12 protein-coding genes and 1 tRNA gene are annotated in these 13,752 nt (G+C 65.4%); 10 read left to right on the top strand and 3 right to left on the bottom strand.

All coding sequences use genetic code 11. The features are described from left to right. Nucleotides 1–41: 41 nt before the first annotated feature. On the top strand, nucleotides 42–845 hold the full coding sequence (locus tag ACVN9Z_RS00505) for a GNAT family N-acetyltransferase (protein WP_006385469.1): 804 nt from the start codon (nucleotides 42–44) through the stop codon (nucleotides 843–845). A gap of 170 nt (nucleotides 846–1,015) precedes the next feature. Here ACVN9Z_RS00505 and ppx read toward each other — a convergent pair whose 3' ends face one another. After that, on the bottom strand, nucleotides 1,016–2,503 hold the full coding sequence (gene ppx, locus ACVN9Z_RS00500) for an exopolyphosphatase (RefSeq protein ID WP_006385468.1): 1,488 nt from the start codon (nucleotides 2,501–2,503) through the stop codon (nucleotides 1,016–1,018). A gap of 219 nt (nucleotides 2,504–2,722) precedes the next feature. On the opposite strand from ppx, the gene ppk1 reads away from it, so the two are divergent. The 5 genes from ppk1 to pstB all read left to right on the top strand — a co-directional run bounded on the left by ppk1 (nucleotide 2,723) and on the right by pstB (nucleotide 9,027). Then, nucleotides 2,723–4,798, top strand: coding sequence for a polyphosphate kinase 1 (ppk1, locus tag ACVN9Z_RS00495; RefSeq protein WP_006385467.1), 2,076 nt, complete (start codon nucleotides 2,723–2,725; stop codon nucleotides 4,796–4,798). A gap of 327 nt (nucleotides 4,799–5,125) precedes the next feature. Next, nucleotides 5,126–6,166 carry a phosphate ABC transporter substrate-binding protein PstS gene (gene pstS / locus ACVN9Z_RS00490; RefSeq protein ID WP_006385466.1) on the top strand — a complete coding sequence of 347 codons (1,041 nt, stop codon included), beginning with the start codon at nucleotides 5,126–5,128 and terminating at the stop codon, nucleotides 6,164–6,166. A 138-nt stretch (nucleotides 6,167–6,304) separates the two neighbouring features. Next, entirely contained in the window at nucleotides 6,305–7,321 is a 1,017-nt protein-coding gene (gene pstC / locus ACVN9Z_RS00485) for a phosphate ABC transporter permease subunit PstC (protein WP_045953031.1), read from the top strand. A 24-nt stretch (nucleotides 7,322–7,345) separates the two neighbouring features. Further along, the gene (gene pstA, locus ACVN9Z_RS00480) at nucleotides 7,346–8,203 is read left to right on the top strand and encodes a phosphate ABC transporter permease PstA (protein ID WP_006385464.1); all 858 of its coding nucleotides are present in this window, start codon (nucleotides 7,346–7,348) and stop codon (nucleotides 8,201–8,203) included. A gap of 47 nt (nucleotides 8,204–8,250) precedes the next feature. Next, on the top strand, nucleotides 8,251–9,027 hold the full coding sequence (gene pstB / locus ACVN9Z_RS00475) for a phosphate ABC transporter ATP-binding protein PstB (protein ID WP_006385463.1): 777 nt from the start codon (nucleotides 8,251–8,253) through the stop codon (nucleotides 9,025–9,027). A gap of 144 nt (nucleotides 9,028–9,171) precedes the next feature. Here pstB and ACVN9Z_RS00470 read toward each other — a convergent pair whose 3' ends face one another. Beyond that, a complete protein-coding gene (locus ACVN9Z_RS00470) occupies nucleotides 9,172–10,527 on the bottom strand; it encodes an MFS transporter (RefSeq protein ID WP_006385462.1) in 1,356 nt (451 codons plus the stop codon). Nucleotides 10,528–10,694: 167 nt separating this feature from the next. On the opposite strand from ACVN9Z_RS00470, the gene ACVN9Z_RS00465 reads away from it, so the two are divergent. The 4 genes from ACVN9Z_RS00465 (at nucleotide 10,695) to ACVN9Z_RS00450 (ending at nucleotide 13,107) form a co-directional block, all read left to right on the top strand. Continuing rightward, nucleotides 10,695–10,771: transfer RNA gene (locus tag ACVN9Z_RS00465), tRNA-Pro, on the top strand. Nucleotides 10,772–11,155: 384 nt separating this feature from the next. Beyond that, complete coding sequence (locus tag ACVN9Z_RS00460) at nucleotides 11,156–11,431, top strand: hypothetical protein (protein WP_024070036.1); 276 nt, start codon at nucleotides 11,156–11,158, stop codon at nucleotides 11,429–11,431. Then, complete coding sequence (locus tag ACVN9Z_RS00455) at nucleotides 11,431–12,534, top strand: glycosyltransferase family 4 protein (RefSeq protein ID WP_024070035.1); 1,104 nt, start codon at nucleotides 11,431–11,433, stop codon at nucleotides 12,532–12,534. Before ACVN9Z_RS00460 ends, ACVN9Z_RS00455 begins: the two co-directional genes overlap by 1 nt. A gap of 105 nt (nucleotides 12,535–12,639) precedes the next feature. Next, nucleotides 12,640–13,107: a carboxymuconolactone decarboxylase family protein gene (locus ACVN9Z_RS00450; protein WP_006383905.1), complete on the top strand. Its 468-nt coding sequence runs from the start codon at nucleotides 12,640–12,642 to the stop codon at nucleotides 13,105–13,107. A gap of 19 nt (nucleotides 13,108–13,126) precedes the next feature. Here the strand turns inward: ACVN9Z_RS00450 and ACVN9Z_RS00445 are convergent, their stop codons facing one another. After that, nucleotides 13,127–13,729 carry a LysE/ArgO family amino acid transporter gene (locus ACVN9Z_RS00445; protein WP_006383906.1) on the bottom strand — a complete coding sequence of 201 codons (603 nt, stop codon included), beginning with the start codon at nucleotides 13,727–13,729 and terminating at the stop codon, nucleotides 13,127–13,129. Nucleotides 13,730–13,752: the final 23 nt, after the last annotated feature.

Here is a 13,752-nt window from a genome sequence, read left to right as displayed (position 1 = left end):
AGGGCGTCCAAACTGACCGGACTCTCTAGGAGCTTCGCGCAATGCTGGAACTAGCACGCATCAACCCAAGCCGTAATGCCGCAGAACCATGGACGGGCGCCGCCCCCCGGGTGCTGGTGGTCGGCCTGGCGCGCACGGCCGAGGAAATCGAACAGATCCAGCGCCTGCGCTACGACGTCTTCACCGAAGACATGGGTGCGGTCTTCCCGGATGCCCAGGACGGAATCGAGCACGACCGCTTCGATCCATTCTGCGAGCACCTGATGGTGCGCGAGCTCGACACCGGCCGCGTCGTGGGCACCTACCGCATCCTTACGCCCGAAAAGGCGCGCGAGGCGGGCGGCTACTACTCGCAGTCCGAATTCGACCTGTCGGGGCTGGGCGCCATCCGCGACGAACTGGTGGAGGTGGGGCGTTCGTGCACCCATGCCGACTACCGCAACGGCGCGGTCATCATGCTGTTGTGGTCGGGCCTGGCGGAATACCTGCGCCGCGGCGGCTACCAATACGTGCTCGGTTGCGCCAGCGTCAGCCTGCGCGACGATGGCGTCACGGCGGCCGAAGTGTGGCGCACCATTTCCAAGCAGCTGCCGAAAGAGGGCGAGCCGCAGGTCACGCCCTTGCATCGCTACCCCGTGGAAAAGCTCAACAGCACGCTGCCGGCACGCGTGCCGCCGCTGATCAAGGGATATCTGAAACTGGGCGCCACGGTTTGCGGCGAACCGGCCTGGGACCCCGATTTCAACGCGGCCGATTTTCCGGTGCTGCTGAAGATGGACGGCATGGACGAGCGCTACCGCCGCCATTTCGGCCTGGATCAACCCGCGACCGTCGGCCAGCGCTGATCATGCGCCGCCTGTTCCGCCGTATGAAGATCAAACTGATTCGGCGGGCCACGCGGCCTTTCCGCCTGGAGCTCAAGCAGCTCGATCGCCAGACCGACCTGTCGCCGTTCTAGCCGCCCCCCGCCGTTGCATGGCAAAAGGCCCCGGATATTGCCGGGGCCTTGTCGTTTTCAGAACTCGAGCAGCTCGAACGAGAAGCCGACCTTCGACCATTCCGCTTCTTCCGCCCGCAGCGTGAAGTCGCTGAGCGGGTGTTGCGCCAGCCAGTCACGGTTCACGCGCACCACGATGGAATCGTTGCGCATGGACGCGGTCAGGGGCAGCGGTTCGATTTCACCGCGGCGGCGGAACAGCAGCACGGCCAGCCGCAGGCTCAGGATGGCCATCCATTGGGCGCGGTTGCGCACCAGCGGTTCCAGCTTGCCCAGCTTGCCTTGGTGGCCCAGCGCCAGCAGCGCCAGCAGCTGCTGGTCGGCGCGGGAAAAGCCGGGCATGTCGGCGTTTTCAAGCACGTAGGCGGTGTGCTTGTGATAGGCGTTGTGGGCGATCGACAGCCCGACTTCGTGCAGGTCGGCGGCCCAGCCCAGGGCCGCGCGCAATTCGGTGCGTTCGGCGCCTTCGGGCATCATCGCGTCGAACAGGCTGAGCGCGGCGTGGCGCACGCGCCGGGCCTGGTTGACGTCGACGTGGTAGCGCTTGACGAACTGGCGCACCGATTCGTCGCGCTTGTCGTGTTCGTCGTCGCGGCCGAGCAGGTCATACAGCACGCCCAGACGCAGGGCGCCGTCGCCCGTGTGCATGACGTCGATGCCAAGCTCGTCGAACAGCGCGCTCATGATGGCCAGCCCGCCCGGCAGCACGTCGGCGCGCTCGACCTTGATGCCGGGCAGTTCCGACGGGATGACGCGGCCGGCGCGCACGATGCGGTCCTTCAGCTTGCTCAGGCCGGCGCGGGTGATGCCGCGGTCGGACATGCCGCCTTCGGTGAGGATGGCAAACAGTGCCTTGGCGGTGCCGGACGAGCCGTAGGCTTCCTTCCAGCCCGTCTTGCGGTACTGCTTGGCGATGACTTCGATCTCGCGCCGGGCGGCCAGTTCGGCCTGCTTCATCTGGTGGGCGTCGACGATGCCATCCGAGAAGAACTGCCGGCTATAGCTGACGCAGCCCATATACAGGGACGACATCAGGCCGGGCTCGTGGCCCTTGCCGATGATGACCTCGGTGGAGCCGCCGCCGATGTCGATCACCAGGCGCTTGTTGGGCGAAGGGGGCAGGGTATGGACCACGCCCGAGAAGATCAGGCGGGCCTCTTCGCGTCCGGCGATGACTTCGATGGGAAAGCCCAGGGCAGCCTCGGCCCGGGGCAGGAAATCGCGGGTGTTGCGCGCGACCCGGAAGGTGTTGGTCGCCACCGCGCGCACGCGGTTGGGATGGAAACTGCGCAGGCGATCGCCGAAACGTTCGAGGACGGCGATGGCGCGCTCGATGGCGTCGTCGCCCAGGCGTTTTTCGGCGTCCAGCCCGGCGGCGAGCCGGACGGTTTCCTTGAGGCGGTCGATCTGGTAGATCTGGGGCGTACCGTCCTGCTGAACGATGCGTCCGATGGAGAGGCGGAAGCTGTTGGACCCGAGGTCCACGGCGGCCAGAAGTTGATCCATGCGGCTCGTGATTTTGGCTGTGAGGTGGCCTGATTATAGAGACCCCATATGACAGCGCCGGCCCCCGCGGGTTTTCGCTTATGGAACAGATAGTTGGCGCCGGGAGACCATGTGCCATACGTCCCGGTTTTGTCGTACGCTACGCATTTGGCGTTGTGTCATAGAACCGTCACTCTTTTGAAGTAAAACTCCACGCTTTCCTTACGTATGGAATCCGGTATGACCACTCGCCCGCCCGCCGAGCCGCTGCTGCTGAACCGTGAATTGTCGCTGCTCAAATTCAACGAGCGCGTGCTGGCGATGGCGGAAAATCCCGGCACGCCCCTGCTCGAACGGCTGCGCTACGTGTGCATCGTCAGTTCCAACCTGGACGAGTTCTTCGAGATCCGGATCTCCAGCCTGAAAGAGCAGCAGCGCCAGTCGCCCAACCTGGTGGGGCCGGACGGCATGACGCCCGACCAGGCGTTCGAGAACGTCCAGCAGGCGGTGCACGAACTGGTGGGGCGCCAGTATGCGTTGCTCAACGACGCCATCCTGCCGGCGCTGCAGGCCGAGGGCATCGCGCTGCATCATGCGTCGGAATGGAATGCCGAGCAGCAGGAATGGGCGCGCGAGGTCTTCAACCGCGACGTCATGCCGCTGCTGACCCCGATCGGGCTGGACCCGGCGCATCCGTTTCCGCGGGTCTACAACAAGAGCCTGAACTTCATCGTTTCCCTGTCCGGCGCCGACGCCTTCGGCCGCCAGGCCTCTATCGCCGTGGTGCAGGCGCCGCGCGCGCTGCCGCGCCTGATCAAGATGCCGCAGGAGCTGTCCGGCCATCCGGAAGGCTACATCCTGCTGACCTCGTTGCTGCGCGCCTTCGTCGGCGAGCTGTTCCCGGGCCTGGAAATGCTGGGCTGCTACCAGTGGCGGGTGACGCGCAACAGCGACCTGTTCGTGGACGAGGAAGAAGTCACCAACCTGCGCCACGCCTTGCAGGGCGAGCTGTCGCAGCGCAACTTCGGCGCGGCGGTGCGGCTGGAGATCGACAAGCTGACCCCGGTTGAGCTGGAGACCTTCCTGCAGCGCGAATTCTCGCTCAAGCCCGAGGACACCTACCGTGTGCCGGGGCCGGTGAACCTGTCGCGCCTGATGCAGCTGTGCAATTCGCCCAACCGGCCCGACCTGCTGTTCCCCGACTACCGCGCGCCGGTGCCGGCGCCGTTCGACCGCGTCGGTGACAAGCCGGCCGAGCTGTTCGAGGCCGTGGCCGAGCAGGACCGCCTGCTGCACCACCCCTATCAGTCGTTCCAGCCCGTCATCGACTTCCTGACCGCCGCCGCGCTGGATCCGGACGTGATGGCCATCAAGCAGACCATCTACCGCACCGGCGAGGATTCCGAGCTGATGAAGATCCTGCTGGCCGCCGCGCGCGCCGGCAAGGAAGTGACGGTGGTGGTAGAGCTGATGGCGCGTTTCGACGAACAGACCAACATCAACTGGGCCTCCAAGCTGGAAGAGGTGGGGGCGCACGTGGTCTACGGCGTGGTCGCGCACAAGACCCACGCCAAGATGGCGGTGGTGCTGCGGCGCGAAAAGGGCCGCCTGCGCCGTTATGCCCACCTGGGCACCGGCAACTACCATCCGCGCACGGCGCGCCTGTATACCGATTTCGGCCTGCTGACCGCCGATCCGAAGCTGTGCGAGGACATGGACAAGGTGTTTGCGCAGCTGACCGGCCTGGGCGCGCGCCGCGCGCTCAAGTCGCTGATGCAGTCGCCCTTCACCATGCACGACGGCATGGTGGCGCTGATCCGCGCCGAGGCGCGCGCCGCCAAGGCGGGCCAGCGCGCCCGCATCATGGCCAAGATGAACTCGCTGCTGGAAGAGCAGATCATCGAGGAACTCTACAAGGCCAGCCAGGCCGGCGTGAAGATCGACCTGATCGTGCGCGGCGTCTGCGCGCTGCGCGCGGGGGTGCCGGGGCTGTCGGAAAACATCCGGGTGCGTTCCATCGTCGGCCGCTTCCTGGAGCACTCGCGCGTCTTCTATTTCTATGCCGACGGCGCCGAGACGGTGTACCTGTCCTCGGCCGACTGGATGGACCGCAACTTCTTCCGCCGCGTCGAAATCGCCTTCCCGATCTACGACAAGACCCTCAAAAAGCGCGTCATCGACGAGGCCTTCACCTTCGCCCTGCGCGACAACCAGCTCGCCTGGCAACAACAGGCCGACGGCGACTACGTCCGCGTCCGCAGCCGCCGCGAACCCTTCAATCTGCACCAATACCTGATGCAGAAACTGGGCGTGTAACACCAGGCCGCGCGGATCCGACCCGCCGGCCCACCTCTGGCGCCCTCGGGGAACGACTCCGCCCCCGGGGAAACGACTCCGCCCCCCATTTCCACCAGCAAACCGCCCCCCATCCCACCCGCGCCCTCCCAAGCCAGGCCGCGCGGATCCGGCTCCGCCGGTCCGCCACCGGCGCCCCCCTGGGGGGGAAGCGCGCAGCGCTCCGGGGGGGGGGTATATGACTGTCACTATCCTGTCACGTTGGACTTCTAAGATGCGAGGGTCGCTGAAAGACAGGCAGTGGAAAGCCTGCCAAAGACTCCTCTAACGAGCACAGAAGGAACCAAGATGTTCAAACGTGTCTTCAAACAAGTTTCCCTGGGTGTCGCGCTGAGCGCCGCCGTTTTCGCCGTCCAGGCCGCCGATGTGACCGGCGCCGGCGCTTCGTTCCCGTACCCGATCTACGCCAAGTGGGCGTCGGACTACAAGGCTGCCACCAACAACGCCGTGAACTACCAGTCGATCGGTTCGGGCGGCGGTCAGCAACAGATCATCGCCAAGACCGTCGATTTCGGCGCCTCGGACGATCCCATGAAGGCCGCCGACCTGGAAAAGAATGGTCTGCTGCAATTCCCGGCCGTCATCGGCGGCACCGTGGCCGTGGTGAACATCGACGGCATCGAGCCGGGCAAGCTGAAGCTGTCGGGCAAGGTCCTGGGCGACATCTTCCTGGGCAAGATCAAGAAGTGGGACGATGCCGCCATCAAGGCGCTGAACCCCGACCTGAAGCTGCCGTCGGCCGACATCATCGTCGTGCACCGTTCGGACGGTTCGGGCACCACCTTCGGCTGGACCAACTACCTGTCCAAGGTGTCGCCGGAGTGGAAGGAACAAGTCGGCGAAGGCAAGGCCGTCAAGTGGCCCGTGGGCCAGGGTGGCAAGGGCAACGAAGGCGTCGCTGCCTACGTCGGCCAGCTGAAGAACTCGATCGGCTACGTCGAATACGCCTACGCCAAGCAGAACAAGCTGGCCTGGACGCAGCTGCAGAACAAGGCCGGCAAGTTCGTCCAGCCGGAACAGAAGGCCTTCGCCGCCGCTGCCGCGAACGCCGACTGGAAGAGCGCGCCTGGCATGGGCGTGGTGCTGACCGACGAGCCGGGCGCCGATTCGTGGCCCGTCACCGCCGCCACCTTCATCCTGGTCCACAAGTCGCAGGACAAGCCGGTGCAAGGCAAGGCCGTGCTGGACTTCTTCGACTGGGCCTTCAAGAACGGCGCCAAGTCGGCTGAAGCCATGGACTACGTGCCGCTGCCGGAAGCCGTCACCAAGGAAATCCGCGCCGCCTGGGGCGAGGTCAAGTCCGCCGACGGCAAGGCCGTCTGGAAGTAAAGCGGTTGCCCGGCGCGACGGCCCAGCCACGCGCCGGCATCTGCCAACTGCCCCGGCATCCGGTTCGCCGGACGTCGGGGCGGGTCTCCCGGACCCACTCGTCGTTTCCCCCCAAGGTTTCCTAAGGAAAGTCCATCCATGAGCGCGGTAATGGATAATAGTGTGCCGCTTCCGCCCAGCGTGGCGGACTCCGTGACTACCGGCACGCCTTCGCCTATGAAGCAAAACAAAAACGCGCTGATGGATGCGCTGTTCAAGAACCTGACCCGCCTGTTCGCCTTCCTGGTGTTCATCCTGCTGGCGGCGATCCTCGTTTCCCTGATCTACGGCAGCCGCGAATCGCTGGCCAAGTACGGCCTGTCGTTCCTGTGGCTCAACGATTGGGACCCCGTCAAGCAGAACTATGGCGCGGTGGTGCCCATCATCGGCACGCTGCTGACCTCGGCCATTGCCCTGATCATCGCGGTGCCGGTGTCGTTCGGCATCGCCATCTTCCTGACCGAACTGTCGCCGACCTGGCTGCGCCGCCCGCTGGGCACCGCGGTCGAGATGCTGGCGGCGATTCCGTCGATCATCTACGGCATGTGGGGCCTGTTCGTCTTCGTGCCGGTGTTCCAGCAATACGTGCAGCCTTTCCTGATCGCCACGCTGGGCAGCGTGCCCGTCATCGGCGGCATCTTCGCGGGACCGCCATTCGGCATCGGCATCTTCACCGCCGGGCTGATCCTGTCGATCATGATCATCCCGTTCATCGCCGCGGTGATGCGCGACGTGTTCGAACTGGTGCCCGCCATGCTGAAGGAATCGGCCTACGGCCTGGGCAGCACGACCTGGGAAGTGATGTGGCGCGTGGTGCTGCCGTTCACCAAGTCGGGCGTCATCGGCGGCATCATGCTGGGCCTGGGGCGCGCGCTGGGCGAGACCATGGCGGTGACCTTCGTGATCGGCAACGCCTTCAAGTGGTCCGGTTCGCTGTTCTCCCCGGGCAACTCGATCGCCTCGGCCCTGGCCAACGAATTCAATGAAGCCGGCGGCATCCAGAAGTCGGCGTTGCTGGAACTGGGCCTGATCCTGTTCCTGATCACCACGATCGTGCTGGCGCTTGCCAAGATGCTGCTGGTTCGCCTGTCGGCCGGTGAAGGCAAGCGTACCTGACCGGCGCCGCACAAGGAAAAGATCATGGCTGCTGTATCCGTACTCAATATGCAAAACGGCGTCTACCGCCGGCGCCGCGTGGTCAACCGCGTGATGCTGACCATCTCGCTTGGCACCCTGGTGTTCGGCCTGTTCTGGCTGTTCTGGATCATCCTGACGCTGCTGCTCAAGGGCGCGCCGGCGCTGTCGTACACGCTCTTCACCGAGATCACGCCGCCGCCGGGGCAGTCCGGCGGGCTGGTCAATGCCATCTTCGGCAGCGTGATGATGGCGGGCGTGGGCACGCTGATCGGCACGCCGGTCGGCATCCTGGCCGGCACCTACCTGGCCGAATACGGCCAGCGCGGCTGGCTGGCGCCGGCCACGCGCTTCCTGAACGACGTGCTGCTGTCGGCCCCGTCCATCATCATCGGTCTGTTTATCTACGCCGTGTACGTGGCGCAGGTCGGGCACTATTCGGGCTGGGCCGGCGCCATCGCGCTGTCCATCCTGGTGATCCCGGTGGTGGTGCGCACCACCGACAACATGCTGCTTCTGGTGCCCAACAGCCTGCGCGAAGCCGCGGCCGCGCTGGGCTGCCCGAAGTGGCGCATGATCACCCTGGTGTGCTATCGCGCCGCCAAGACCGGCATCATCACCGGCGTGCTGCTGGCGATTGCCCGCATCTCGGGCGAAACCGCGCCGCTGCTGTTCACCGCGCTGTCGAACCAGTTCATGTCGACCAACATGAACGGCCCGATGGCCAACCTGCCGGTCGTGATCTACCAATACGCCGCCAGCCCCTTCAAGGACTGGAACGACCTGGCCTGGGCCGGCGCCACCCTGATTACGCTGCTGGTGCTGGGCATCAACATCATCGCCCGCAACATGTTCCGCAAATAAAGATCGCTTTGCCGGCGCGCGTGCCGCGCCGGACCTAGGGAAACCAAATGGAAAACACCGCTACCGCCGTCAAGAACAAGATCGAGGTCAAGAACCTGAACTTCTACTACGGCAAGTTCCATGCGATCCGCAATGTGAACATGTCGATCCAGGAGAAGAAGGTCACCGCCTTCATCGGCCCGTCGGGCTGCGGCAAGTCGACGCTGCTGCGCACCTTCAACCGCATGTTCGAGCTGTACCCGGGCCAGCGCGCCGAGGGCGAGATCATCCTGGACGGCGAGAACCTGCTGACCGCCAAGACCGATATCTCGCTGATCCGCGCCAAGGTCGGCATGGTGTTCCAGAAGCCCACGCCGTTTCCCATGAGCATCTACGACAACATCGCCTTCGGCGTGCGCCTGTTCGAGCGCCTGTCCAAGGGCGAGATGGACGAGCGCGTGGAGTGGGCGCTGAGCAAGGCCGCGCTCTGGAACGAAGTGAAGGACAAGCTGCACCAGAGCGGCAACAGCCTGTCGGGCGGCCAGCAACAGCGCCTGTGCATCGCGCGCGGCGTGGCCATCAAGCCGGAAGTGCTGCTGCTGGACGAGCCGTGTTCGGCCCTGGATCCGATCTCGACCGCCAAGATCGAGGAACTGATCGCCGAACTGAAGAACGACTACACCGTCGTCATCGTGACCCACAACATGCAGCAGGCCGCCCGCTGTTCGGATTTCACGGCCTACATGTACCTGGGCGAGCTGATGGAATTTGGCCAGACCGACCAGATCTTCGTGAAGCCGTCGCGCAAGGAAACCGAGGACTACATCACCGGCCGCTTCGGCTGATCGGCGGCGGGAGCGCGCCTGGCGGGCAACCGGCGGGCGGCGCTCCCGCGGCGCTTCATCACGGTGGTATCGGCGGCGCGCCTGGAAGGGCGCGCCGTTGTCATTTCCGCTGGCCTGCGTTGCTCGCCCGGCAGATGGGCAGCATCAGGAACGCTGCTGTTCCAGCGTCCGCGCGCCGGCCGCGGGTTGCGCCGACGCGCCACCGGCGTAGCGCCCCGGGATCAGGATCACGAACACCGCCGCCAGCACCGCCGCGCACGAGAACGCCATGAAATTCCATGCCAGCGGCAGCTGCAGCCCGGCCAGATAGCCGCCGACGATGGGGCCGCTCATCGCGCCGATGCGGGCGAACGACAGCGCCCAGCCGGTGGCGGCGCCACGCGCATGCGCCGGGTAGTAGCCCGCCAGATAGCCGGTCAGGATCAGCGAAGACGAAATGCTGCCGATCCCGGCCAGCGCCACCCACAGGTAGTTGACCGCCAGCGGATTGTTGTAGGTCAGGCAATAGATGCCGATAGCGCCCACCAGATAGAACAGCGCCACGATCCTGCGCGGTTCGCTCTTGTCGGCGAACTGGCCCAGCACCAGGCCGCCGATCGCGGAGGCCAGGCTGAAGACCAGCAGGAACGAGATGCTCGACCCCAGGTCGTAGCCGTTCTTGCGCATGATCTGCGGCAGCCAGGTGTTCAGGCCGTAGACCAGCATCATGCCCAGGAACAGCGCTCCCCAGAAGCACAGGGTGGCGCGCAGGTGGCGCGGCGCGAAAACCGCGGCCATCACATCGCGCCAGGTGGTCTTCTCGCCCGTCACTTCGCGCGGGCGGAACGGCTCCAGCGAGGCGATGCCCAGGCGTTGCGCCATGGCGCGGGCGCCGGCCTCGTCGCCCTTGGCCAGCAGGTATTCGAGCGACTCGGGCAGCAGGCGCGCCAGCACCGGCACCAGCAGCAGCGGCGCCGCGCCCACCAGGATCACCGCGCGCCAGCCCCAGTGCTGCAGCACCGCCATGGCCACCGCGGCCGAGCACAGGATGCCGAGCGAGTAGCCGGAGTACATGACGCCGTAGTTGAAGCCGCGCTTTGCGGGCGGTGAATACTCGATCGTCAATGCCGCCGCCACCGGGATCACGCCGCCCAGCCCCAGGCCGCCGATGAAGCGGAAGGCCGCGAACCAGGTCGGGGTGGGCGCCCAGGCCGCGCCGATCATGGTCAGGGAGAACAGCGTCACGCAGGCCAGCAGCATGCGCCGGCGGCCCAGCAGGTCGGACAGCGTGCCCACCGCGAACGAGCCGACGAACATGCCCGCCAGCGCGTAGCTGCCCAGCATGCCCAGTTCGATCGAACTGAGATTCCAGCTCTTGTCGTCGGCCAACGCCGGCAGCACCGCGCCCATGACGCCGACGTCGTAGCCCTCGAACAGGATGGCCAGCCAGCAAACGAACAGCACGGTGTAAGTGGTCCGCGCGGGCGTGGCCCAGGCGGACGGAGTGGAGGCGTTAGCCATGTGGTTCCCGATGAATGTCGTTATGAGTCGTGGGGCTTAGAGGGCCACATTTAATTTATGCTTCAACTATATAGGTGTCAATCAGGGCACGCCCGACGGGCGCGGAGCGGCGGCATGCTCCCGATGTGGTCGGGGATGGCGCCGGTATCTGGTATAGTTGCGACCCTCGGGGCGTAGCGCAGCCTGGTAGCGCATCTGCTTTGGGAGCAGAGGGTCGCGAGTTCGAATCCCGCCGCCCCGACCAGGAAACACAAGGCCGTTAGTGAACGCGTTCACTAACGGCCTTTGTCATTTCGCCCTCGCGCGGGCTTTTTTGCGGCGATAAGCGGAACGGGCGTTTATTAAGCGCTTGTCCGCTCCATGGCGTTGAAAGCCTGGTTCATTCAGAAAATGGTAAGCTGCCGCCTGCCCGGCCGACCTCGTCCCTGCCGCTCGGTGCTGATGTGAAAAATATAAGACCAAGAAGTTGACGCGTTACGTGCCGAAGCCGGGATGTTGGACACAGTTTGTTAAAATGCGACAACAATTATTCAATTGAAACATTCTTATGCCGCATTTTCAGGGCCTTCGGCTACCCGCGTTGTTTCGGTTTTCTTTCGATCCTGGCAATGGCAAGGCTCCGCGGCTCGTGGACGTAGGGCTGGCCAGCGCGATTCCGTCACACATTTCCGAAGCGGCCGAGCCTTATGCGCTGACCGTGCTGGAACCTTCCTCCACCATGACCCGGTTGCGGCAGGCCGGCTGGCGCCTGTGCCTGGACCCGTCCGGCAATATCCAGGCGCGCCAGCATGACAAGCGCCTGGACATCGAGCCAAAGGCCACCACCCCTTATGGCGTGATCTCGACCGAGGATTTTCTCTACGCCGAGGCCATGGTGCTGATGTCGCAAAGCGAGGCATCCTGATGCGAGACGGCGGCCAGATGCCCCTGCGGATCATGCATTCCGAGGCGGCCACCACCTTCGGTGGCCAGGAAAATCGGATCTTCCGGGAAATGATGGCGCTGCGCGAGCGCGGCCATACGCTCGAGGCGATCTGCCAACCCGCAAGCAAGCTGTCTTCGCGCCTGCAGGCGGAGGGGTTTCGCGTGCACGAATTCCTGATGGACGGGATGTCGAACTACACCCGTGCGGTATATGGGATCCGCGGGATCCTGGCGCGCGGCAAGTTCGACGTCCTCAATACCCATAGCCGGCGCGATACGGTGATCGCGGCGATGGCGGGCAGGCTCGCGGGCACGCCGCTGATCGTGCGGACCCGTCACCTGGCGAAGCGGCCAGGGTCCCTATGGAGTTACACGCGGCTGCCACACCGCGTGGTGGCGGTCAGCGACTATGTCGCCACCCAGATGATCGAGCGCGGCGTGCCCCAGAGCCATGTCGCGACGGTGTCCGACGCCATTCCCATCGCGCCGAACGACGGCCGCTCCAGCCTGCGCGAAGAACTGGGCATTGCGCGGGCCGCCATCGTCATCGTCTGCGTCGCGCACCTGCGGCCGCAGAAAGGCCAGGGCCTGTTGCTGTCCGCGGCGGCGCCCCTGATGAACGGTCCGGCCGATATCCATCTGGTCTTCGCGGGCGAAGGCTCGCAGCTCGACGTCCTCAAGGACATGGCCCGCCAGCATGGCTGCCAGGCGCGCACGCATTTTCTTGGCCGACGCGCCGATATCGGCAACGTGCTGGCGGCCAGCGACATCTTCGCGCTTGCCACCCAGTTCGAGGCCCTGGGCACTTCGTTCATCGAAGCGGCCGCCTGCGGGCTGCCCATCATCGGCACGCGCGTGGGAGGCGTCCCCGAAGTCGTGAAGCACGGCGAGACCGGGCTGCTGGTGCCCTACGGCGATGTCGACGCCTTGCGCGCCTGCCTGGAAACCCTGGCCGCCGACGCGACCTTGCGGCGACGCATGGGCGCCGCCGGCGCGGCCTACGTGCGCGGCGAGAAAAAGTTCTCGCTCGCCGGCATGGCGGAAAGCATGGAAGCCGCCTATCTGCGATGGTTGAAGCGATGAGGTGGCCGTTGCACATGGCCCAGCACGCAACCTGATTCTTGGATCTACCGGAAAACGCCATGCGGGCGCAACATGACGTTTTCACAGCCGAATTCAGGATTCACCATGAGCCAACGCATCGACTACGCCCAAGCCGCGCCCGAGGGCTACAAGGCCTTTGGCGCCGTATACGCCTATCTGCGCCAATGCGGCCTGCCCGAGGAGCTGGTCAACCTCGTGTATCTGCGGGTCTCGCAGATCAATGGTTGCGCCTATTGCATCGACATGCACTCGCGCGACCTGCTCAAGCAGGGCGTCGCGGTGGACAAGCTGGTGCTGGTGCCGGTGTGGCGCGAAGCGGGCGCCTTGTTCAGCGGGCGCGAACAGGCGGCGCTGGCCTGGGCCGAATGCGTGACGCGGGTGGCCGACAGCGGCGTGCCGGATGATGATTACGAGGCCGCCTCGGCACAGTTCAACGACAAGGAGCTGGCCGACCTGACCTATGCAATAGGACTGATGAACGCGTTCAATCGCCTGGGCGTCACGTTCCGCAATACGCCGGCCGCCGTCCGCAAAGCCACGTCGGGCCAATGAGGCCGGCGGCGCGACAGAATCACGGCCAGACCAGCTTCAACGCGATCGCCAGCATGGCGATGCCGACCAGGACGTCCAGCACCCGCCACGCCGTCTGGCTGGCGAACACCGGCCGCAACAGGCGGGCGCCGAACCCCAGTGTGAAGAAGAACGTGAACGAAGCCGCCATCGCGCCCAGCGCGAAGGCAGCCTTGTGTCCGTCGTACTGGCTGGAGATCGAACCGAGCAGCACCACCGTGTCGAGATAGACATGGGGATTGAGCCAGGTGAAGGCCAGGCAGGTGGCCAGGGTGGCGCCCAGCCCGGCCGCTTGCCGACCCGATGGCGTCAGGCTGCCGTGGTTGCGCAGGGCGGAACGCAGGCTGCGCGCCGCGTACGCCAGCAGGAACAGCGCCCCGCCATAGCGCAGCACCGGTTCCAGCCAGGGCAGGGCATGCGATGCCAGGCCGAAGCCGGCCACGCCGGCGGCAATGAGGATCGCGTCCGAGACGGCGCATACCAGGCAGACGGCAAAGACGTGTTCCTGGCGCAAGCCTTGCCGCAGCACGAAGGCGTTCTGGGCGCCGATCGCGAGGATCAGGCTCAGGCTGAGGAAAAAACCGGGAAGGAAGGCGCTGGTCATGTCATACCCTGGATCAAGGGCGA

It is taken from the genome of Achromobacter sp. KK8 (genome assembly GCF_054188005.1).
Note: the sequence above shows the minus strand (reverse complement) of the source record. Positions and strands in the feature narration are given on the sequence as shown.

Coding starts and splice junctions, on each gene's coding strand:
- ppk1 (WP_006385467.1), top strand. CDS start 2,723: ATGACCACTCGCCCGCCCGCCGAGCCGCTGCTGCTGAACCGTGAATTG.
- pstC (WP_045953031.1), top strand. CDS start 6,305: ATGAGCGCGGTAATGGATAATAGTGTGCCGCTTCCGCCCAGCGTGGCG.
- ACVN9Z_RS00445 (WP_006383906.1), bottom strand. CDS start 13,729: ATGACCAGCGCCTTCCTTCCCGGTTTTTTCCTCAGCCTGAGCCTGATC.
- ppx (WP_006385468.1), bottom strand. CDS start 2,503: ATGGATCAACTTCTGGCCGCCGTGGACCTCGGGTCCAACAGCTTCCGC.
- pstB (WP_006385463.1), top strand. CDS start 8,251: ATGGAAAACACCGCTACCGCCGTCAAGAACAAGATCGAGGTCAAGAAC.
- ACVN9Z_RS00450 (WP_006383905.1), top strand. CDS start 12,640: ATGAGCCAACGCATCGACTACGCCCAAGCCGCGCCCGAGGGCTACAAG.
- pstS (WP_006385466.1), top strand. CDS start 5,126: ATGTTCAAACGTGTCTTCAAACAAGTTTCCCTGGGTGTCGCGCTGAGC.
- ACVN9Z_RS00505 (WP_006385469.1), top strand. CDS start 42: ATGCTGGAACTAGCACGCATCAACCCAAGCCGTAATGCCGCAGAACCA.
- ACVN9Z_RS00470 (WP_006385462.1), bottom strand. CDS start 10,527: ATGGCTAACGCCTCCACTCCGTCCGCCTGGGCCACGCCCGCGCGGACC.
- ACVN9Z_RS00455 (WP_024070035.1), top strand. CDS start 11,431: ATGCGAGACGGCGGCCAGATGCCCCTGCGGATCATGCATTCCGAGGCG.
- pstA (WP_006385464.1), top strand. CDS start 7,346: ATGGCTGCTGTATCCGTACTCAATATGCAAAACGGCGTCTACCGCCGG.